Below are 20,018 nucleotides of genomic sequence, written 5' to 3'. Positions count from 1 at the left end.
ATTGACTTATCAGCCAAAGGAGAATAATACATGTTCGAATATTTTTGGATTGGAATGAAAACGATGTGGGAAGGTCCTGTCTTTAGTTTTGCCTTTTACTTATTAACCTCTATTCTTTTACTAATCTTTTGGCGACGTTTTACAATTGTCCGCCGTAGTGGTGGTAATTTTTTTGCCCCGTTTCACATTGCCAATGGGAGACTTTATATTCACAATGCTTTCGTATTTGTGAAGCGAATCATTCCACTGAATAACATCAAAAGGATTGAAGTCCAATATATTCGAAGTGTCAAATTGAATGGGGTAAGATATCTTTTATGTATTGAACAGAAAGACAGAAAGACTCTATTATTTTTCTTTGGCAAATCAAAACAGAATGATATGCTTGTTAAGAATCTAAAGAATGAAACTAAAAACTACCATATTAGAATTGTAATTGATAGATAAGTTGAAAGATTTATCGTAAGAAACTGAAGGATGCCTAGTATAAGAGAGGATAGATAATGAGTCAGTTAAGAGAAAAGTCTTTAGTTACGCTCAAAGAAGACATAACAAGTAGTTTTCCATTTGACAAGGATCTTCCTATGATATTCTTGGGAGAAATTGCCAATATGACTGAACACGGAATCTTCATAGGAAAATCGGGGAAGTCTTATTTTGGATATCATATTTCACATTTTAGAGAACTAGGTGAAGATGAGGTATAGAGCTTTCGCAGTAGGAAAAATAGATGAGGAGTTGACAATGAATAATCAGATTGACTTGGTACTTCCGAACCTATACGCAGAATTCTTGAGTAAAATCGATAAAGCAGGAGAGTTGATAATAGAGAATACAGGCATCACCTTATATTCGAGGTTAGATTTGCTAGAAAGAAACTCCACCTACCAAATAGAAGAGTGGGAACCTGATTTTTTCCTGATTGGGCAAGATGGGGATGTCGCTTTTTTTATAAAGAAAGATTCTGACGACACTATTTATATGAATGATTTGGGGGCATTAGGTTCACTGGAAATGAACCCCATATCATTGAATATTTTCGAGTTTGTGAAACAAGCGAGTGAACATTATGATGATATCTTCTAATCATTGCAAGTGTTGTTATTTTATCATACGCGTGTGTGGAAGACATTTTTATGAAATCATTTGAACATTTTGATTAATGTTAATAAATTTTTAGTAAATGATAATGATTTGGAGAGTGAACAATGAATTTTGATGAGAGTTTACAGCAATACACTTATGAGCATGAGGGAGTGACCTTTGTTTGGGACGAGGAGCCTGATTGTGACTTTATAGATAAAGTTGAACTGTTATCAAAAAATTATCAGGAAAATCTCAATAGAATTATCAACTTCATGCTAGCTGATCTTAAGGAAATGTATGGAGAAGTCAGCGAGGAAGATGTGAAGAACAAGCTGGGGAAACCTATCATTGACTACAATCAAGGAACAGTTAGTTATTGTGAGCAAACCTTCGATGACTGGCACCTATTTGAGTTTGAATTTTTGGATGATCAATTTGAAACATTGGAATGTTTTTCTGTTAATGGGTAAAGGAGAGATTTATGGAATTCCCCAATGCATTGATTTTCTTTGTAGAAAACGTATACAAGAAAGGCTTTTCAAAATGCGTGCTTTATGTTATAATATTCACAAATAATAGTTTTAGGAGTTTTTTATGGTCTCTTCAGAATTTATCTCAAAGATTGAATTTGCTTGTAAGAAGAAAGAAAGTCTTTATAGTCAAAGTAAATTCAAATATGCGATTCGTTCTATGTTTGCAGGTGCCTTTCTAACATTTAGTACGGCTGCGGGTGCAGTTGGAGCTGACTTGATTAATAAAATAGCGCCAGGTAGCGGACGTTTCCTCTTCCCATTTGTTTTTGCTTGGGGATTGGCCTACATTGTTTTCTTGAATGCTGAGTTGGTAACTTCAAATATGATGTTCTTAACTGCAGGTAGTTTTTTGAAGAAAATTTCTTGGAGAAAAACAGCTGAGATTTTACTTTACTGTACCTTGTTCAATCTCATCGGAGCTTTGATAGCAGGTTGGGGCTTTGCCCACTCAGCAGCCTATGCAAATCTAACACATGATAGCTTCATTTCAGGGGTTGTAGAGATGAAGTTAGGCCGTTCCAATGAGTTAGTCTTGCTTGAAGGTATTTTGGCCAATATCTTTGTAAATATTGCCATTCTTTCATTCGTTTTGGTGAAAGACGGTGGAGCTAAACTTTGGCTTGTTTTGTCAGCAATTTACATGTTTGTATTCTTAACAAACGAACACATTGCTGCGAACTTTGCTTCTTTTGCGATTGTTAAGTTTAGTGTTGCAGCAGATTCAATTGCTAATTTTGACATACCTAATATTCTTCGTCACTGGGGTGTAACCTTTGTCGGAAACTTCATTGGGGGCGGTCTCCTGATGGGCTTGCCATACGCCTTCCTCAATAAAAATGAAGATACTTATGTAGATTAAAGAAAAGAGCACGAGTCAATCGTGCTTTTTTTGATGTTTAAGATCAGCCATAGTTATTCCTTATATCAAAATATAGAAAAACGGTATTGGAAAAGGCTAGCTCAAGATGATACAATATCCTTAATGAAGCTATTTGGAGGTCGTCGTATGACTCGTGATTTTAAATTTGAAACCCTACAATTACATGCTGGGCAAGTAGTTGATCCAGCGACCAAGTCTCGTGCAGTACCAATTTATCAGACAACATCCTTTGTTTTTGATGATACGCAAGAAGGTGCCGATTTGTTTGCCTTGAGAAAACCAGGCAATATCTATACCCGTATCACAAATCCTACAACAGCAGCCTTTGAGGAAAGAATCGCTGCTCTTGAAGGTGGTGTTGGAGCACTAGCGACAGCATCAGGTATGGCTGCTGTAACCTACACTATTTTGGCGCTTGCTCACGCAGGTGACCATGTGGTGGCAGCGTCCACTATTTACGGCGGAACCTTCAATCTTTTGAAAGAAACCCTTCCTCGTTATGGGATCACAACAACCTTTGTCGATGTGGATAATTTGGAAGAAGTGGAAGCAGCTATCAATGACAATACCAAGCTTGTCTTGATTGAAACCTTGGGGAATCCCTTGATTAACATTCCTGACTTGGAAAAACTGGCTGAGATTGCTCATAAACACCAAATTCCTCTCGTTTCGGACAACACTTTTGCCACACCATATTTGATTAACGTCTTCTCTCACGGTGTAGATATTGCCATTCACTCAGCAACTAAGTTTATCGGTGGACATGGTACGACTATTGGAGGAGTGATTGTCGATAGTGGTCGTTTTGACTGGGCAGCTTCAGGGAAGTTCCCTCAATTTGTTGAGGAAGACCCAAGTTACCATAACTTGAGCTATACTCGGGATGTGGGTGCAGCAGCCTTTATTATCGCTGTTCGTGTTCAATTGCTCCGTGATACAGGTGCGGCCTTGTCACCATTTAATGCCTTTCTCTTGCTCCAAGGGCTTGAAACTCTCTCTCTTCGTGTTGAACGTCACGTGCAAAATGCAGAGAAAATTGTTGATTTCCTTGTAAATCATCCTAAGGTAGAGAAGGTAAATTATCCAAAACTAGCGAACAGTCCTTACCATGCCTTGGCTGAGAAATATTTGCCAAAAGGTGTAGGTTCAATCTTTACCTTCCATGTCAAAGGTGGAGAGGCAGAAGCTCGTAAGGTAATTGATAATTTGGAAATCTTCTCTGACCTTGCAAACGTGGCAGATGCCAAATCTCTTGTTGTCCATCCTGCGACAACCACTCACGGTCAGTTGTCAGAAAAAGACCTAGAAGCAGCAGGAGTCACACCAAACCAAATCCGCTTGTCGATCGGTCTTGAAAATGTAGAGGATTTGATTGAAGATTTGCGCTTGGCCTTGGAAAAAATTTAAAGTAACAGATATAAACAGTGGGTTTCGACTCGCTGTTTTTGATTTTCTCTCAGGCATGATATAATGGTTACAGAAGTCTAGAAAGAGGAAAGTTATGAACGAAATCAAATGTCCCAACTGTGGGGAAGTCTTTACAGTAAATGAGAGTCAGTATGCTGAACTTTTATCCCAAGTGAGAACAGCTGAGTTTGATAAGGAATTACACGATCGCATGAAGCAGGAACTAGCCTTGGCTGAGCAAAAGGCCATGAATGAGCAACAGACTAAACTGGCTCAGAAGGACCAAGAAATTGCGCAATTGCAGAGTCAAATCAAAAACTTTGATACAGAGAAGGAATTGGCCAAGAAAGAGGTTGAACAGACAAGCCATGAGGCTTTATTGGCCAAGGACAAGGAAGTACAGGCCTTGGAAAACCAATTGGCGACCTTGCGTTTGGAGTATGAAAATCAACTGCAAAAGACCCTTTCTGACCTAGAAAAAGAACGGGATCAGGTCAAAAATCAGCTCCTCTTGCAAGAAAAGGAAAATGAGTTGTCTTTGGCTTCAGTCAAGCAAAATTACGAAGCCCAGCTTAAGGCAGCTAGTGAACAGGTCGAGTTCTATAAGAATTTCAAAGCCCAACAATCCACAAAAGCTATCGGGGAAAGTTTGGAACAATATGCAGAGAGTGAGTTTAACAAGGTCCGCAGTTTTGCTTTTCCAAATGCTTACTTTGAAAAGGATAACAAGGTTTCTGCGCGTGGTTCTAAGGGTGACTTTATCTTCCGTGATTTTGATGAAAATGGTCTAGAGTTCATTTCCATCATGTTTGAGATGAAAAATGAAGCGGACGGAACAGAGAAGAAGCACAAGAATGCCGATTTTTACAAGGAATTAGACAAGGACCGTCGGGAAAAGAACTGTGAGTATGCCGTGTTGGTGACTATGTTAGAAGCAGATAACGACTACTTTAACACAGGGATTGTTGATGTCAGCCACGAGTATGAAAAGATGTATGTGGTTCGTCCTCAGTTCTTTATCCAGTTGATTGGTCTCTTGAGAAATGCGGCGCTTAATTCCCTAAAATACAAACAAGAGTTGGCCTTGGTTCGAGAGCAAAATATCGATATTACACATTTTGAGGAAGATTTGGATGCCTTTAAACTAGCTTTTGCTAAAAACTACAACTCTGCTTCAACCAACTTTGGTAAAGCAATTGATGAAATCGACAAGGCCATCAAACGTATGGAAGAGGTCAAGAAGTTCCTGACCACATCCGAAAACCAACTTCGTCTTGCAAATAACAAATTGGAAGATGTTTCAGTTAAAAAATTGACCCGGAAAAATCCAACCATGAAAGCGAAGTTTGAAGCACTGAAGGGGGAATGAGATTACCTCAAAAACAGGAGTTCCTATGAAAAAATCTTTGAAATTCTCGGAAATTTATATTACTTATTTACCATTAGTTGTATTTTTTCTTAATCTCCTATATGGTCTTTTAAATATTGAAGGCGTAGGCGATACTAACTCAAGATATAATTTAATCTTTGCTATTTTTGGATTTTTTCCAACTATAATCGGTTATGGAATTAGTTTTTTGGCTAATCTTCTGGTGGGGATATCTTATGTGCGAAAAGCAAAAAATGAATCGAAACGCATCATTGCTTTTCTATTGCTTGGAAATATTTTTTTAGCAATTTTTCTGATTTTTTTGCTAAGATTTAAAATGATCGTTTCCTTTGACTTTATAAAAGATATTGACCTTTGGAGTTTCATTTTTTCATTATTTTTATTTCCGTATTTAGATTGGATTTATCAAAAGGAAGACTATAATCCAAAATTAAGTCGCAAGTTACTCATTCTATTTTTGATTGGTATTTTTTCTCCATTTGTAGGAAGTAGAATTCAAATCCACTTTAGAAATAATGCTAAAGTTCAACAATTAAAAGAGTTTTATTCTTCTAGGGGAATGAATTATGATGTTGCTCTTAAAAGCGTAGAAATAGATAGTAACGTTTCAGATATTAGTATTTTTGAAGTATCGGATAATGGAATGACTATCCAAGTAGGTGCTAAGTACATTCGTCAAAAATTAACACAGGTCAGTTTCATTAATGAGAATTATGGTTTTAAAGAATTCTTGAGGCTTTCTGCATCGAGCCAAGAGGCACAGACAGTTCTGAATGATTTTAAATCAGCTGTAGAAAGTGCAATACAAAAGAAAGGATATGATATAGTAGTTATTGATAATAAAGAACAGCCATTAGCTAGCCCTGGTTTTAAAATATCAAATTCATATAGGATAACTCCTTTAATAAAAGAAAAGGCTCTTCAAAATCAAAATTCATTCAGTAAAGAAAAACAAGCTTTTAGAGGATATGCGACTCTTTCTGTTAAAGACTTTATGAAGGAGGGAGCACTTTGCTTGCATTTAACACTTAGCAAAAGTAACCTATTGGAACTAAGAGATATTGATTTTTCAAGCTTTCCAGATGGATATTACAACATAAATGCTGACTACTTTTTGGTTGTTAATGGAAAATATAAGCAACTTGAAAAGGATGATAATTTTGAATATATTTTACCAATTGAGTCGGGTAAACCATTTTACTCTGAGGATTTATATGATATTAAAAAAATTGATTTAAACAATGAGGAATAGAAGTGAAAGGGAAATTAGAAAGCAACAGATGAACGGTATTATCAACTTAAAAAAAGAAGCGGGGATGACCTCGCATGACGCGGTTTTTAAACTGCGTAAGATTTTGGGAACCAAGAAGATTGGTCATGGTGGGACCTTGGATCCAGATGTGGTGGGTGTTTTGCCAATTGCGGTGGGCAAGGCGACCCGAATGGTCGAGTTCATGCAGGATGAGGGCAAGGTCTATGAGGGAGAGATTACTCTGGGCTATTCAACGACGACCGAGGATGCTAGTGGGGAAGTGGTCGCAGAGACTCCTGTTTTGTCGCCATTGGATGAAACCATTGTCGATGAAGCGATTGCTAGTCTGACTGGGCCTATTACTCAGATTCCACCGATGTACTCGGCTGTTAAGGTTAATGGTCGCAAGCTCTATGAGTATGCGCGTGCTGGTCAGGAAGTGGAGCGTCCAGAACGTCAGGTGACCATTTATCAATTTGAACGAACAAGTCCGATTTCTTATGAGGGCGAACTTGCACGTTTTACCTTTCGTGTGAAATGTAGTAAGGGGACTTATATCCGTACCTTGTCTGTTGACTTGGGAGAGAAGCTGGGTTATGCGGCCCATATGTCCCATTTGACTCGGACGAGTGCAGCAGGTTTACAGTTAGAAGATGCCTTGACTTTGAATGAAATTGCTGAAAAAGTGGAGGCTGGTCAACTGGACTTTCTCCATCCTTTTGAGATTGGTACAGGGGACCTTGTCAAAGTTTTCCTAACTCCAGAAGAGGCTACAGAAGTGCGCTTTGGTCGTTTTATTGAGTTAGACCAAACAGACCAAGAATTGGCTGCCTTTGAGGGGGATAAATTGCTAGCTATTCTAGAAAAACGAGACAATTTCTACAAACCAAGAAAGGTTTTTAGCTAGTCATTGCTGTCTTTTTTGTTTCTTATTAATAGAGTTGGGTAAGTTATTACTAAGTGTTAGTATGTATATAGAAGAGCGAAGCAATTGAAATCGATTACATATCGAGCTAGGATATTGTAATTTTATTTTGATATAATGATAATAAAATGAAAGGGATTTCTTAAAAATGAGTGTTAGCGAAATTATTGAAAGAATTAGAAGTGAGTATTCGGAGATTGACTGGTTAAAGAGTAGAAGTAGTTTTTATAAAATAACTAAACAAGGAGTATTAGTCCAGTATGATCTAAAAGAATTAGAAAAAAAGTATAAAAAAAGTAATTTTTTAATTATCAATAAGTTTGCGCAGTCAGCAATAGACTGGAATTCTGATTTAGAAAATTATTTTGTTATCACTGAGTTAACCGATATCCCTAAAACTGGAAATATTGAAATTACGAAAAATAATAAGTTAACAGAATTCGAAAACTATATTGGACAGAGTTACTTTATTATTGAACAAGACTTTTTCACATGTCATTTTATAAGAGTTGAAAAGAATGGCGAGGAATATTTAGAGACATTGCAGGAAATTATTTCCTTAAGTTTTGATAATTTTGTAGAGCAGATGTTTATAAAAAATAGTGATTGGGATGATTATGGTTATAAATTGGTTTTAAATCTTACGATTTGGGAACAAACTTTTGAGCTACGAGTTAATCCGAAGAATAATCTGTCTATGGACTATTTAAAAAGTGGTGAAGGAGAATATCCTGATGAGGATTTTTGTTCCTTGGGTGAAGTGGCGTACTATGAATTTTTAAAAAAATATCTTTCTTATAAAGAACGTCAGAAATGGTTCACTCGATCAAGAGACCTTGCATCTAATATAAGTTTATTAGATGCAATTTCAGAAAAATATTCAGAAGTTTCAGATTCACACGGTAAATCTCTGACATTTCTCCCACCTAATGGTGATGTTCATAATTTTTTATATAATTCATTTCTAAGAACAACCACATTAAAAGAAATTAAGGAAATATTTTACCCATTGACTGTTTTTGGATATTCTAATTCTACGGTACATTATTCAGGGGATGGGAAAAATATAATACAGGCGGTAGATGATAGAGTAAAATCTATAAATTATAGTTTTAAAGAAGATGGTATAGATAAAGGGAAACTACAATTCATAAAAAATAGAAATTCAAAATTACCAATGAATGTTTTTGCAGTGGTTGGTGGAAATGGTAGTGGAAAATCTCATAAAATCAATCAGATAATAAAGGAACATTTAGAAAGAGACAATAAGTTCTCACAGATACTTCATTTTTCATTAAGTCCATTTGATAATATTATTAATTTTAATAGAAATGGTACAAGTATAGAGGTTGTTGATAAAGAAAAAGATTCCGATGATGGCATTGTCTATGAGAAAATAGGTTTTGTTTCCGTAAAGCATCCTCCGATCCCAGAAGTTCTCAAGAAAGCAGTGTCAATAGAAATTAAGCAGTATCTAAAAGAAAAATCTAGGAAATATCTTGATGATGATAATACACTAAAAGAAGGATTTGAATCTAAAATAAGCATCAAGGAAAGTTTTACCTACTACATACAGAATTTATTATTTGATTTGATTGCTTCTGAAGATAAATTAAAAATGTGGGGGGATTGTTTAAAATTCTTTTCATTTGAAGCTTGGGTAGAAGATATTAAAAATGCTTTTTTAGATAGAGAGATAATAAAAGAGGATATTGAAAAAATAGACGATCTAAGTTCAGGACAAGCAACTATTCTTTTATATATTACGAAGCTGGTTTCAAGCATTAATCAGGGAAGTCTAGTAATTTTTGATGAACCAGAAACGTTTATGCACCCACCTATGCTTAAAGCATTTATTAGAGCTGTTTCAGAGATAGTGAACAATAATAAAGCTTTCTGTTTGATTGCTACACACTCTCCAGTAATCATTCAAGAAATTCCGCATTGTAATGTCTATAGGTTGGATACGAATCACGAATTAAAAAATACTAATTACAAAACCTATGGTCAGAATTTAGATACTTTATACAAGAATATATATGGTTTGGCATTACAACAAACAGGTTATAACAGTTTCTTTAATGACCTCAGGGATAATATTTTTGACAAAATTAAAGAAACAAATCAAGAGGATTTAGAAGATGTTAATTTGTTATCAGATAAAGACAGGCAATATCTAGGTGATGAAGCTTTTCTGAAGTATCTTTTAGTCAAAGATGAGATAGAGAAAGTGGGTGAAGTCTTATCAAAAGAGTAGCTAAAGAATATCCGTCTATAGAAGAAGTGATAGCGGTATTACCAAATACTGTCGATAAGGACCTTCGTAGTTTTTTAATAGAGGTAGATAAGAAATATGAAAGTAAAGCTAGTATACATAAATTGCATGAGTTAGATGTTGATATGATTCAGCCACAGTGCGAGATTTTACCTTCATGGTATAGAAATCATATCCGAGAAGAATCGAAAGGATTATTTCAAAAATTCCCAGTTGTGAAAAATAGTAACAATCAAGCAATTTGTCCTATTTGTGAAGGTGTGTTTTCAACTAAAATAACACTCGAGCATATTATTCCTAAGAGTGAGAAAGAGAAAGATGGTCAAAAACTTGGCGAACCTAGACTTGCAATTTTACCAATTAATCTAGTCAAATGTTGCGAGGAGTGTAATACTTCTAAACATAGTGAAAAGTCTCTCAAAGAGGAAGAAAGTGAAATCCACCCTTACTTTGAAGAGTTTGACATTGAGGATTATTTTGATATAAAATTTGTTGATACAAACGAGGGATTTTGGCCGGAAGTTGAATTTAATTACAAAGATAATTCTAATGGTAAACGTATTCATAATTTTATTGATAATTATAATATTGAAAAAACTTACACTCATAGAGTCAAGTTAGAGTTTCAAAGAATTTTGACCATATTAGCAAATAGTCCACTAACTTTAACAAAATCTATTTTGCAATTATACATAAAAAATCTACGAGAAGAATATAAAGAATATAGAGAATGTGAAAAAATTAAAGGTAAGTATTGGGTAGATCAAAATTATTTCGGATTTAAAATATGTGAGTATTTAGTAGAAATAATAGATAATGATTCTGTTATTTATAAATTAAATGAGGAGATAAACAAACGTCGTCATCCTTCTCAATATATTGCTTTTTCAAATCAAGAATTTCAGAATGATATGAACAAAGTACAAACAATAAGGGATTTAGAAATGTTTGTTAAAAATAACAAAGAAGACCTCATTGCCTATTACCAACAGATTAAAAAACAAGGACTTTCTATTGATTTTCCTAAATTATTTAATGTAGATGAAGATAGGTTAAGAAAAAAATGCTTAGATGATAAGTTAAGAAAAAAACGCTTAATCGAGGAAATTGTTAAGTACTATTTAGAAAGTGGTAAAAGTTTCGATCATTTCGGAGAAGATTATGCTTCTATAATTACTATTTAAGATGAAACTCAAAATTATAGAAGAAAACGAAGTTAAGAATCATAAAAAATTGAAAGAGATGAATCAAAAATCAGTGGAGGGAACAGCAAATCATGCATCAGCAATTTAATCAGAATCAAGAGACAGTCTTAGAAAACCTTATATAAAGATTATACGAAATTGGTTATAGATATCAAACCTTTTTACTAAAAAATTGCAAAGTCTTTTTGTTTCGTTAATCAAAGCAGATACCACGCTTTCTATTAAAATTTATTAGATGAGTGCCCCAAAATCAGACTATAAATTTTGTAAAAAATATGATAGAATAGACCACGGATAAAAAAACGGAGGATAGCATGCAAAATAGACCAATCATTATCGGAGTGACAGGTGGTTCTGGTGGTGGTAAGACCAGTGTTTCGAGGGCCATTTTATCACATTTTCCTGATGAGAAGATTTCCATGATTGAGCATGATTCATACTACAAGGATCAGTCTCACTTGACCTTTGAAGAGCGCGTCAAAACCAACTACGACCATCCATTCGCCTTTGATACAGACTTGATGATTGAGCAGATTAAGGAGTTGTTGGCGGGACGTCCGGTGGACATTCCGACTTATGACTATACAGAGCATACACGGAGCAGCAAGACCTATCGTCAGGAGCCTCAGGATGTCTTTATCGTTGAGGGGATTTTGGTCTTGGAGGACAAGCGTCTGCGCGATTTGATGGACATCAAGATTTTTGTGGATACGGATGATGATGTGCGCATTATTCGTCGGATTAAGCGTGATATGGAAGAGCGCGGCCGTAGTCTAGATAGCGTTATTGATCAGTATTTGGGTGTGGTCAAGCCCATGTATCACCAGTTCATCGAGCCGACCAAGCGGTATGCGGATATCGTCATTCCTGAGGGGGTCAGCAATACCGTTGCTATCGATCTTTTGACGACAAAAATTGCAAAGATTTTGGAAGAAGCTCGTAACAGCAAATAATCAGACGAGGAGGCTTGACCTCCTTTTTCTATTTTTCCTTTAGTTTCGGTATGCAAAAGGAGATTTTTAAGCATATTTTTGGTATAATAATACCCATGGAAAAGCAAGAAAATGAATAGTAGGTGGAGATGGAAAAGTATTTATCGGTAACAACTTTGACCAAGTATCTGAAAATGAAATTCGATAAAGACCCTTACTTGGAACGGGTCTATTTAACTGGTCAAGTTTCCAACTTTCGTAAACGTCCTACTCACCAATATTTCTCCCTAAAAGATGACCATACGGTTATTCAAGCGACCATCTGGTCTGGGATTTATCAGAAATTAGGTTTTGACCTCGAAGAGGGGATGAAGATCAATGTGATTGGGCGTGTGCAGGTCTATGAACCGAGCGGGAGCTACTCTATCATCATTGAGAAGGCTGAACCTGATGGAGTTGGGGCGCTCGCGATTCAGTTTGAACAACTCAAGAAAAAACTAACTGAGGAAGGCCTCTTTCAAGAACGGTTCAAGCAACCTCTTCCCCAATTTTCTAAGAGAATTGGTGTGGTGACCAGTCGCAGTGGAGCCGTTATTCGAGATATTATCACGACCGTGAGCAGACGGTTTCCTGGTATCGATATCCTTCTCTATCCGACCAAGGTGCAAGGTGATGGAGCTGCGGAGGAAATTGCTCGAAATATTGCGCGTGCCAATCAACGTGACGACTTGGATTTGCTCATCATTGGTCGTGGTGGGGGTTCCATCGAGGATCTCTGGGCCTTTAACGAAGAGATTGTGGTACGGGCTATTTTTGAATCCCGTTTGCCAGTTATCTCCAGTGTTGGGCATGAGACGGATGTGACCTTGGCGGATTTTGTGGCTGATCGCCGTGCTGCAACGCCAACAGCTGCAGCTGAACTGGCAACACCTGTAACCAAGTTGGATCTTCTGGCCCATTTGCAAAATCAAGAAAAGCGGATGGCAACAGCAGTTCAGAATGTCCTGTCAAGAAAAAAAGAAGCTCTGAAAAAATGCAGTCAGTCAGTCATCTTTAGACAGCCAGAGCGCTTGTATGATGGCTATTTGCAACGCTTGGATCAACTGCAACTGCGATTAAAACAAAGTTTGCGAACACGAATTTCTGATAACAAACAAGTAGTTCAAGCAAGGACGCACAGACTGGTGCAATTATCACCTATAACTAAAATCCAACGCTATCAGGATCGTCTTGCTCAGTTGGACAAGCTCCTACGTAGCCAAATGGCGCTGGTTTATGATGCCAAGGTCGCTGAAGTCAAGCGACTTTCAGAAGCCTTACTGATGTTGGATACCAGTCGAATCGTGGCGCGTGGTTATGCTATTGTCAAAAAAGAAGAGTCAGTTATCGATTCGGTTGAGAGTTTGAAGAAAAAAGACCAAGTGACGCTTTTGATGCGAGATGGTCAAGTAGAATTAGAGGTTAAAGATGTCAAAACAAAAGAAATTTGAGGAAAATCTAGCAGAACTGGAGACCATTGTCCAAAGTTTAGAAAATGGTGAAATTGCTTTAGAAGATGCGATTGCTGCCTTTCAAAAGGGCATGGTCTTGTCAAAAGAGCTTCAAGCGACGCTGGACAAGGCTGAAAAAACCTTGGTCAAGGTCATGCAAGAAGATGGAACAGAAAGTGATTTTGAATGAAGAAGCAAGAAAAATTAGCTCTTGTCGAGTCTGCCTTGGAAAATTTTTATGGAGACCAGCAGTTTGCCTCTAGTTTGCGAGAGTCCGTTCTCTATTCCATTCATGCTGGTGGCAAGCGTATTCGACCTTTTCTCTTGTTAGAGGTTTTGGAAGCCTTGCATGTTGCTATTAGACCAGCGCATGCACAGGTAGCTGCGGCCTTGGAAATGATTCATACAGGGAGCTTGATTCATGATGATCTTCCTGCTATGGATGATGATGATTATCGACGTGGACGCTTGACCAACCATAAGAAATTCGGTGAAGCTATGGCAATTTTGGCAGGCGATGCTTTGTTCCTAGATCCCTATGCTTTGATAGCGCAGGCAGATTTGCCCAGTCAGATCAAGGTGGACTTGATTGCCAACTTATCCCTTGCTTCAGGAAGTCTGGGAATGGTTGCAGGGCAGGTTTTGGACATGGAAGGCGAACATCAGCACTTGTCTTTGGAAGAACTTCAGACCATTCATGCCAATAAAACAGGTAAGTTACTAGCTTATCCTTTCCAAGCAGCTGCTATCATAGCTGAATTAGCTCCTGAAACCCAAGCAAAACTGAAAACGGTTGGTGAATTGATTGGGCTGGCTTTTCAAGTAAGAGATGACGTGCTGGATGTGACAGCTAGTTTTGAGGAAATCGGCAAAACACCACAAAAGGATTTGCAGGCAGAAAAGTCAACCTATCCAGCCTTGTTGGGCTTGGAAGAGGCCAAGGCCTTTTGTAACCAAACTTTGGATCAAGCTAATGAAAAATTAGAAGAAATTGCCCAGCAAGTCAGCTTTGAAACAGAGCCGATTGTGAAAATAGTAGAAAGTTTGAGAATCAATGGCTAAGGAAAGAGTGGATGTACTAGCTTATAAACAGGGCTTGTTTGAAACACGTGAACAGGCCAAGCGTGGTGTCATGGCTGGGCTTGTCGTAGCAGTCCTTAATGGGGAGCGGTTTGACAAACCAGGAGAGAAAATTCCAGACGACACCGAGCTAAAACTCAAGGGTGAAAAACTCAAGTATGTTAGCCGCGGTGGTTTGAAACTGGAAAAGGCCTTGCAAGTCTTTGATCTATCAGTGGAAGGAGCGACAACGATTGATATTGGGGCCTCCACTGGAGGATTTACCGACGTCATGTTGCAGAATGGTGCTGAGTTGGTCTTTGCAGTTGATGTTGGTACCAATCAGTTGGCTTGGAAATTACGCCAAAACCCTCGGGTTGTCAGCATGGAGCAGTTTAATTTCCGATATGCTGAAAAGACTGATTTCGAAAAGGAGCCGAGCTTTGCCAGTATTGATGTGAGTTTCATTTCCCTTAGTCTGATCTTACCAGCCTTGCATCGTGTGTTGGCTGAACAAGGTCAGGTGGTAGCACTTGTCAAACCCCAGTTTGAAGCAGGTCGTGAGCAGATTGGGAAGAATGGAATCATTCGCGATGCCAAGGTCCATCAGAATGTCCTTGAATCTGTCACTGCTATGGCAGTTGATCAAGGTTTTTCAGTGCTTGGATTAGACTATTCACCAATCCAAGGTGGACATGGAAACATTGAGTTTTTAGCTTATTTGAAAAAGGAAGAGGGAGCAAGTAATCAAGTTGCCCCAGAAATAGAAAAAGTTGTAGAGAGAGCACATAGAGAATTTAAAGATGAATAAAAAAGAGAGACTTGAAAAAATTAGAAGATTTGTAACAGATTATCAAATCGGAACACAGGAAGAAATCGTTGAGCATTTAAAAGAAGCAGGTATCTCTGCCACTCAAGCGACGGTGTCACGAGATATTAAGGAACTGGGTATTGTAAAAATTCCCTTGAAGAACAATAAATACATCTATGAATTGCCAAAAACAATTGTAAGAAGTTTGCAGTTGGCTGAGAATAACATAATAGGTTCTGAGCGCATGGGAAATATGATCAATCTGGATGTCATTCCTGGGAATACTGCCTTTGTCAAGAGTCAGCTGATGAATACTTTCTCAGAGAGAATTTTCAACTGTCTGGCAGACGACAACTCAATTTTGATTATCTTGAGAAATGAAGAAGATGCCAAGGAAATATTTGAACAAGTAAAAAATTGGTAGGTTTATATGTTACTTGAAATTTCGATAAAAAACTTTGCCATTATAGAGGCGATTTCGCTCAATTTTGAAAAAGGCATGACAGTCTTAACTGGTGAAACAGGTGCTGGGAAATCGATCATCATCGATGCCATGAACATGATGTTAGGAGCTAGAGCGACTACAGATGTTATTCGTCATGGTGCGCCAAAGGCAGAGATTGAGGGACTTTTCTCTGTTGAGAATAGCCGTTCTTTACAAGAACTCTTTGAAGAGCAAGGGTTGGAAATGGGTGACGAGATTATCATCCGTCGTGAAATTCTTCAAAATGGGCGAAGTGTAAGTCGCGTGAATGGGCAGATGGTCAATCTTTCTGTTTTGCGTGCAATTGGCCAGCATCTTGTCGATATTCATGGTCAACATGACCAAGAAGAGTTAATGCGTCCGCAACTGCATATCCAGATGCTGGATGAGTTTGGTGATGCTGCTTTCTTGGACTTGAAGGAGACCTATCAGACGAGCTTTGATGCCTATCGCAAAATGCGCAAGCAGGTTTTGGAAGTCAAGAAAAACCAGCAGGAACATAAGGCTCGTATTGAAATGTTGGAATTTCAAATGGCAGAGATTGAGGCAGCAAACTTGCAGGCTGGTGAAGACTTGGCTCTCAACCAAGAACGAGATAAACTCCTCAATCACAAGAATATAGCAGATACGCTAACCAATGCCTACACTATGTTGGACAATGAGGAATTCTCCAGTCTTGCCAATGTTCGTTCAGCCATGAATGACATGGAAAGTGTCGAAGAGTATGACCCTGAATACCGTGAAATTTCGAGTTCTCTCTCAGAGACCTACTATGTTTTAGAAGATATTACTAAGCGTTTAGAAGATATTATTGAGAACTTGGATTTTGATGGCAATCGCCTCATGCAGGTTGAAAATCGTTTAGACCTTTTAAATACTATTACCCGCAAGTACGGTGGGACTGTGGACGATGTCCTGCTTTATTTTGCTAAGATTACGGATGAATACAATCTCTTGACTGGTAACAACCTTTCTTCCGAAGACATGGAAGCAGAGCTCAAGAAATTGGAAGTCGATCTTGTCGATTTGGCAGGGCAGCTTGCATCTGCTCGTCATGATTTGGCTCAGCAGCTTGAAGCTGAGATTAAGCAAGAACTTCAGGACCTCTATATGGAGAAGGCACAGTTCCAGGTTCGCTTTAGCAAGGGCAAATTCAGTCGTGAGGGGAATGAAACGGTCGAGTTTTACATTTCGACCAACCCTGGTGAAGACTTTAAGCCTTTGGTTAAGGTTGCGTCTGGTGGGGAATTGTCCCGCCTCATGTTGGCTATCAAGTCAGCCTTTTCTCGTAAGGAAGGGAAGACCAGTATTGTCTTTGATGAGGTAGATACGGGAGTCTCAGGTCGTGTGGCCCAAGCCATTGCTCAAAAGATTCATAAGATTGGCCAGCATGGTCAGGTTCTTGCTATTTCTCACCTTCCACAAGTGATTGCCATTGCGGATTATCAATTCTTTATTGAGAAGATTAGTGATGAGCACTCAACGGTGTCGACGGTTCGCCTCTTGACTTTAGAAGAGCGAGTAGAGGAAGTAGCTAAGATGTTGGCTGGGGAAAATGTAACAGAAGCTGCCCTTACCCAAGCCAGAGAATTATTGCAAACGAGGGAGAAATAAATGACAGACTATTATGTAATTGGAGATGTTCACGGGAAAGCAGGTATGCTAGAAGATCTGCTCAAAACCTGGGATGGTCAAACTCAGTTGCTTTTTCTAGGGGATTTGATTGACCGAGGTGAAGATAGTCGCCGTGTTCTAGAAATAGTCAAAGACTTGGTCGACAATCATGGAGCTATCTGTCTATCAGGAAACCATGAGTACATGTTTCTGACTTGGCTCGATGACCCAGAAGAAAGCTATGACCATTATCGTCGCAATGGTGGTGATACAACCATTAACTCTATTTTAGGTCGTCCCTTGGATGCACCAGTTGATGGCGTAGAAGATGCCAAACGTGTTGCGACAGAAGCAGCAGACTTGGTCGAATTTATTCGTCAAATGCCATTTGTAGTAGAGACAGACAAGTATATCTTTGTTCATGCAGGTATTGATTTGACTTTGGATGATTGGCATGAAACCACAGATTACAAGAAAGTCTGGCTCAGAAAACCATTCCACGAAGCTGAAAACCATACTGGGAAAACCATTGTCTTTGGGCATACACCAGTCTATGGTTTGCTGAAGCAAGACCGAGGTACTGCTGAGCTTTGGATAACAGAAGATGGCAAGATTGGCATGGATGGAGGAGCTGTCTATGGTGGTGTCCTTCATGGGATCGTCTTTACTGACCAAGGAATGACAGAACACCACTTTATCGAAAATGATGGTTTTGTTGCCGAAGATTAGTACTCCTAGCAGGGTATGGTCTTGTCAAAATGTTAAAAACAATTTATAATTAATAGATACCCTGAAAGGAAGAGCATCATGAATTTAGAAGAATTAAAGAAACGACAGGAGAAAATCCGGAACTTCTCCATTATCGCCCATATTGACCACGGGAAGTCAACGCTTGCAGACCGCATTTTGGAAAAGACGGAGACCGTTTCTAGTCGTGAAATGCAAGCCCAGCTTTTGGATAGTATGGATCTTGAGCGTGAACGTGGGATTACCATTAAACTCAATGCCATTGAGCTGAATTATACTGCAAAAGATGGGGAAACTTATATTTTCCACTTGATAGACACACCTGGCCACGTGGACTTTACCTATGAAGTGTCGCGTTCGCTAGCAGCCTGTGAAGGAGCGATTTTGGTGGTCGATGCGGCCCAAGGGATTGAAGCGCAAACTCTTGCCAACGTTTATCTAGCCTTGGACAATGATTTGGAAATCTTGCCCGTCATTAACAAGATTGACTTACCAGCAGCCGATCCTGAGCGCGTTCGTACAGAGATTGAGGATGTCATTGGACTGGATGCCAGTGAAGCTGTCTTAGCTTCTGCCAAAGCTGGTATTGGGATCGAAGAGATTCTTGAGCAAATCGTTGAAAAAGTACCAGCACCAACGGGCGATGTAACGGCGCCACTCAAGGCCTTGATTTTTGACTCTGTCTACGATGCTTACCGTGGGGTTATCCTCCAAGTTCGTGTCATGGATGGGGTAGTCAAACCTGGCGATAAGATTCAGCTCATGAGCAATGGCAAAACCTTTGATGTGACTGAGGTCGGAATTTTCACGCCGAAAGCAGTCGGGCGTGATTTCCTAGCGACAGGTGACGTTGGTTATATTGCTGCTTCTATCAAGACGGTTCAAGACACGCGTGTCGGAGACACAGTGACCCTAGCAAGCAATCCTGCATCAGAACCGCTAGATGGCTACAAGCAAATGAACCCTATGGTCTTTGCAGGTCTTTACCCAATTGAGTCAAACAAGTACAATGACCTTCGTGAAGCCCTTGAAAAATTGCAGCTCAACGATGCCAGTCTGCAGTTTGAACCAGAAACATCGCAGGCGCTGGGATTTGGTTTTCGTTGTGGTTTCCTTGGACTTCTCCATATGGATGTTATCCAAGAGCGTTTAGAGCGTGAGTTTAACATTGACCTCATCATGACAGCTCCATCTGTTATCTATAAGGTTAACTTGACCGACGGGGAGTCTATGGATGTTTCTAACCCATCAGAGTTTCCAGACCCAACCAAGATTGCTACCATTGAAGAGCCTTATGTTAAGGCGCAAATCATGGTTCCGCAGGAGTTTGTCGGAGCAGTTATGGAACTGGCTCAGCGCAAACGTGGGGATTTTGTGACCATGGACTATATTGATGATAATCGTGTCAATGTCATCTATCAAATTCCGCTTGCTGAAATCGTCTTTGACTTCTTTGATAAGCTCAAGTCTTCGACGCGTGGTTATGCAAGCTTTGACTACGAATTGTCAGAGTACCGTCCATCTAAGCTGGTGAAAATGGATATCCTTCTCAATGGAGACAAGGTCGATGCCCTCAGCTTTATCGTTCACAAGGATTTTGCTTACGAACGTGGAAAACTCATCGTGGATAAGCTCAAGAAAATCATCCCTCGTCAACAATTTGAAGTACCAATCCAAGCAGCTATTGGGCACAAAATCGTGGCTCGTACTGATATCAAAGCCCTTCGTAAGAACGTACTTGCCAAGTGTTACGGAGGTGACGTTTCTCGTAAACGCAAACTCCTTGAAAAACAAAAAGCTGGTAAGAAACGCATGAAAGCTATCGGATCAGTAGAAGTTCCACAAGAAGCCTTCCTCAGCGTCTTAAGCATGGATGAAGAATAGAAATAAAAAATAAAACTCTTGAAGATTTTTCAAGAGTTTTTTCT

At 38.8% G+C, this 20,018-nt stretch carries 20 protein-coding genes; all 20 read left to right on the top strand.

The window, feature by feature from the left end; all coding sequences use genetic code 11:
* The first annotated feature begins 30 nt into the window (after positions 1-30).
* The 20 genes from ACVBD2_RS06255 (at position 31) to lepA (ending at position 19,974) form a co-directional block, all read left to right on the top strand.
* A complete protein-coding gene (locus ACVBD2_RS06255) occupies positions 31-447 on the top strand; it encodes a hypothetical protein (protein WP_461685418.1) in 417 nt (138 codons plus the stop codon).
* A 56-nt stretch (positions 448-503) separates the two neighbouring features.
* Positions 504-707: a hypothetical protein gene (locus ACVBD2_RS06250; protein WP_461685417.1), complete on the top strand. Its 204-nt coding sequence runs from the start codon at positions 504-506 to the stop codon at positions 705-707.
* 37 nt (positions 708-744) lie between these two features.
* Positions 745-1,086, top strand: a complete 342-nt coding sequence (locus tag ACVBD2_RS06245; protein WP_461685416.1) for a hypothetical protein — start codon at positions 745-747, stop codon at positions 1,084-1,086.
* Positions 1,087-1,208: 122 nt separating this feature from the next.
* Positions 1,209-1,556 carry a hypothetical protein gene (locus ACVBD2_RS06240; RefSeq protein ID WP_001008305.1) on the top strand — a complete coding sequence of 116 codons (348 nt, stop codon included), beginning with the start codon at positions 1,209-1,211 and terminating at the stop codon, positions 1,554-1,556.
* A gap of 124 nt (positions 1,557-1,680) precedes the next feature.
* Positions 1,681-2,478 carry a formate/nitrite transporter family protein gene (locus ACVBD2_RS06235; RefSeq protein WP_000254787.1) on the top strand — a complete coding sequence of 266 codons (798 nt, stop codon included), beginning with the start codon at positions 1,681-1,683 and terminating at the stop codon, positions 2,476-2,478.
* Between the two features lie 147 nt (positions 2,479-2,625).
* Positions 2,626-3,906 (top strand): O-acetylhomoserine aminocarboxypropyltransferase/cysteine synthase family protein, encoded by a 1,281-nt coding sequence (locus ACVBD2_RS06230; RefSeq protein WP_461685415.1) that lies wholly within the window; start codon positions 2,626-2,628, stop codon positions 3,904-3,906.
* 94 nt (positions 3,907-4,000) lie between these two features.
* Positions 4,001-5,275, top strand: coding sequence for a DUF2130 domain-containing protein (locus ACVBD2_RS06225; protein WP_461685414.1), 1,275 nt, complete (start codon positions 4,001-4,003; stop codon positions 5,273-5,275).
* A gap of 25 nt (positions 5,276-5,300) precedes the next feature.
* Complete coding sequence (locus ACVBD2_RS06220; RefSeq protein WP_461685413.1) at positions 5,301-6,548, top strand: glutamyl-tRNA amidotransferase; 1,248 nt, start codon at positions 5,301-5,303, stop codon at positions 6,546-6,548.
* Between the two features lie 28 nt (positions 6,549-6,576).
* Complete coding sequence (truB, locus tag ACVBD2_RS06215; protein WP_461685412.1) at positions 6,577-7,455, top strand: tRNA pseudouridine(55) synthase TruB; 879 nt, start codon at positions 6,577-6,579, stop codon at positions 7,453-7,455.
* Positions 7,456-7,621: 166 nt separating this feature from the next.
* Positions 7,622-9,730, top strand: coding sequence for an AAA family ATPase (locus ACVBD2_RS06210; RefSeq protein ID WP_461685411.1), 2,109 nt, complete (start codon positions 7,622-7,624; stop codon positions 9,728-9,730).
* 26 nt (positions 9,731-9,756) lie between these two features.
* A complete protein-coding gene (locus ACVBD2_RS06205) occupies positions 9,757-10,932 on the top strand; it encodes an HNH endonuclease (protein WP_461685410.1) in 1,176 nt (391 codons plus the stop codon).
* 335 nt (positions 10,933-11,267) lie between these two features.
* Positions 11,268-11,906, top strand: coding sequence for a uridine kinase (gene udk, locus ACVBD2_RS06200; RefSeq protein WP_001181376.1), 639 nt, complete (start codon positions 11,268-11,270; stop codon positions 11,904-11,906).
* A 128-nt stretch (positions 11,907-12,034) separates the two neighbouring features.
* Entirely contained in the window at positions 12,035-13,375 is a 1,341-nt protein-coding gene (gene xseA / locus ACVBD2_RS06195) for an exodeoxyribonuclease VII large subunit (RefSeq protein WP_461685409.1), read from the top strand.
* On the top strand, positions 13,353-13,565 hold the full coding sequence (locus ACVBD2_RS06190; protein WP_000043226.1) for an exodeoxyribonuclease VII small subunit: 213 nt from the start codon (positions 13,353-13,355) through the stop codon (positions 13,563-13,565). The genes xseA and ACVBD2_RS06190 overlap by 23 nt, the downstream gene beginning before the upstream one ends.
* Positions 13,562-14,437 carry a polyprenyl synthetase family protein gene (locus ACVBD2_RS06185; RefSeq protein ID WP_084948715.1) on the top strand — a complete coding sequence of 292 codons (876 nt, stop codon included), beginning with the start codon at positions 13,562-13,564 and terminating at the stop codon, positions 14,435-14,437. Before ACVBD2_RS06190 ends, ACVBD2_RS06185 begins: the two co-directional genes overlap by 4 nt.
* A complete protein-coding gene (locus ACVBD2_RS06180; protein ID WP_084948713.1) occupies positions 14,430-15,245 on the top strand; it encodes a TlyA family RNA methyltransferase in 816 nt (271 codons plus the stop codon). The genes ACVBD2_RS06185 and ACVBD2_RS06180 overlap by 8 nt, the downstream gene beginning before the upstream one ends.
* Positions 15,238-15,669, top strand: coding sequence for an arginine repressor (locus tag ACVBD2_RS06175; protein ID WP_125415990.1), 432 nt, complete (start codon positions 15,238-15,240; stop codon positions 15,667-15,669). Before ACVBD2_RS06180 ends, ACVBD2_RS06175 begins: the two co-directional genes overlap by 8 nt.
* Positions 15,670-15,675: 6 nt before the next feature.
* A complete protein-coding gene (gene recN, locus ACVBD2_RS06170) occupies positions 15,676-17,343 on the top strand; it encodes a DNA repair protein RecN (RefSeq protein ID WP_084948711.1) in 1,668 nt (555 codons plus the stop codon).
* Positions 17,344-18,072 carry a metallophosphoesterase family protein gene (locus ACVBD2_RS06165; RefSeq protein ID WP_461685408.1) on the top strand — a complete coding sequence of 243 codons (729 nt, stop codon included), beginning with the start codon at positions 17,344-17,346 and terminating at the stop codon, positions 18,070-18,072.
* Between the two features lie 78 nt (positions 18,073-18,150).
* Positions 18,151-19,974, top strand: a complete 1,824-nt coding sequence (gene lepA, locus ACVBD2_RS06160; RefSeq protein WP_461685407.1) for a translation elongation factor 4 — start codon at positions 18,151-18,153, stop codon at positions 19,972-19,974.
* The last annotated feature ends 44 nt before the right edge of the window (positions 19,975-20,018 follow it).

Source organism: Streptococcus sp. KHUD_018, assembly GCF_054861215.1.
The sequence above is the reverse complement of the archived record's forward strand: the minus strand, read 5'-3'. Positions and strand labels throughout refer to the sequence as shown.

Coding starts and splice junctions, on each gene's coding strand:
- ACVBD2_RS06250 (WP_461685417.1), top strand. CDS start 504: ATGAGTCAGTTAAGAGAAAAGTCTTTAGTTACGCTCAAAGAAGACATA.
- ACVBD2_RS06255 (WP_461685418.1), top strand. CDS start 31: ATGTTCGAATATTTTTGGATTGGAATGAAAACGATGTGGGAAGGTCCT.
- udk (WP_001181376.1), top strand. CDS start 11,268: ATGCAAAATAGACCAATCATTATCGGAGTGACAGGTGGTTCTGGTGGT.
- ACVBD2_RS06240 (WP_001008305.1), top strand. CDS start 1,209: ATGAATTTTGATGAGAGTTTACAGCAATACACTTATGAGCATGAGGGA.
- recN (WP_084948711.1), top strand. CDS start 15,676: ATGTTACTTGAAATTTCGATAAAAAACTTTGCCATTATAGAGGCGATT.
- ACVBD2_RS06175 (WP_125415990.1), top strand. CDS start 15,238: ATGAATAAAAAAGAGAGACTTGAAAAAATTAGAAGATTTGTAACAGAT.
- truB (WP_461685412.1), top strand. CDS start 6,577: ATGAACGGTATTATCAACTTAAAAAAAGAAGCGGGGATGACCTCGCAT.
- ACVBD2_RS06210 (WP_461685411.1), top strand. CDS start 7,622: ATGAGTGTTAGCGAAATTATTGAAAGAATTAGAAGTGAGTATTCGGAG.
- ACVBD2_RS06185 (WP_084948715.1), top strand. CDS start 13,562: ATGAAGAAGCAAGAAAAATTAGCTCTTGTCGAGTCTGCCTTGGAAAAT.
- ACVBD2_RS06225 (WP_461685414.1), top strand. CDS start 4,001: ATGAACGAAATCAAATGTCCCAACTGTGGGGAAGTCTTTACAGTAAAT.
- ACVBD2_RS06190 (WP_000043226.1), top strand. CDS start 13,353: ATGTCAAAACAAAAGAAATTTGAGGAAAATCTAGCAGAACTGGAGACC.
- ACVBD2_RS06165 (WP_461685408.1), top strand. CDS start 17,344: ATGACAGACTATTATGTAATTGGAGATGTTCACGGGAAAGCAGGTATG.
- xseA (WP_461685409.1), top strand. CDS start 12,035: ATGGAAAAGTATTTATCGGTAACAACTTTGACCAAGTATCTGAAAATG.
- ACVBD2_RS06235 (WP_000254787.1), top strand. CDS start 1,681: ATGGTCTCTTCAGAATTTATCTCAAAGATTGAATTTGCTTGTAAGAAG.
- ACVBD2_RS06180 (WP_084948713.1), top strand. CDS start 14,430: ATGGCTAAGGAAAGAGTGGATGTACTAGCTTATAAACAGGGCTTGTTT.
- lepA (WP_461685407.1), top strand. CDS start 18,151: ATGAATTTAGAAGAATTAAAGAAACGACAGGAGAAAATCCGGAACTTC.
- ACVBD2_RS06230 (WP_461685415.1), top strand. CDS start 2,626: ATGACTCGTGATTTTAAATTTGAAACCCTACAATTACATGCTGGGCAA.
- ACVBD2_RS06245 (WP_461685416.1), top strand. CDS start 745: ATGAATAATCAGATTGACTTGGTACTTCCGAACCTATACGCAGAATTC.
- ACVBD2_RS06220 (WP_461685413.1), top strand. CDS start 5,301: ATGAAAAAATCTTTGAAATTCTCGGAAATTTATATTACTTATTTACCA.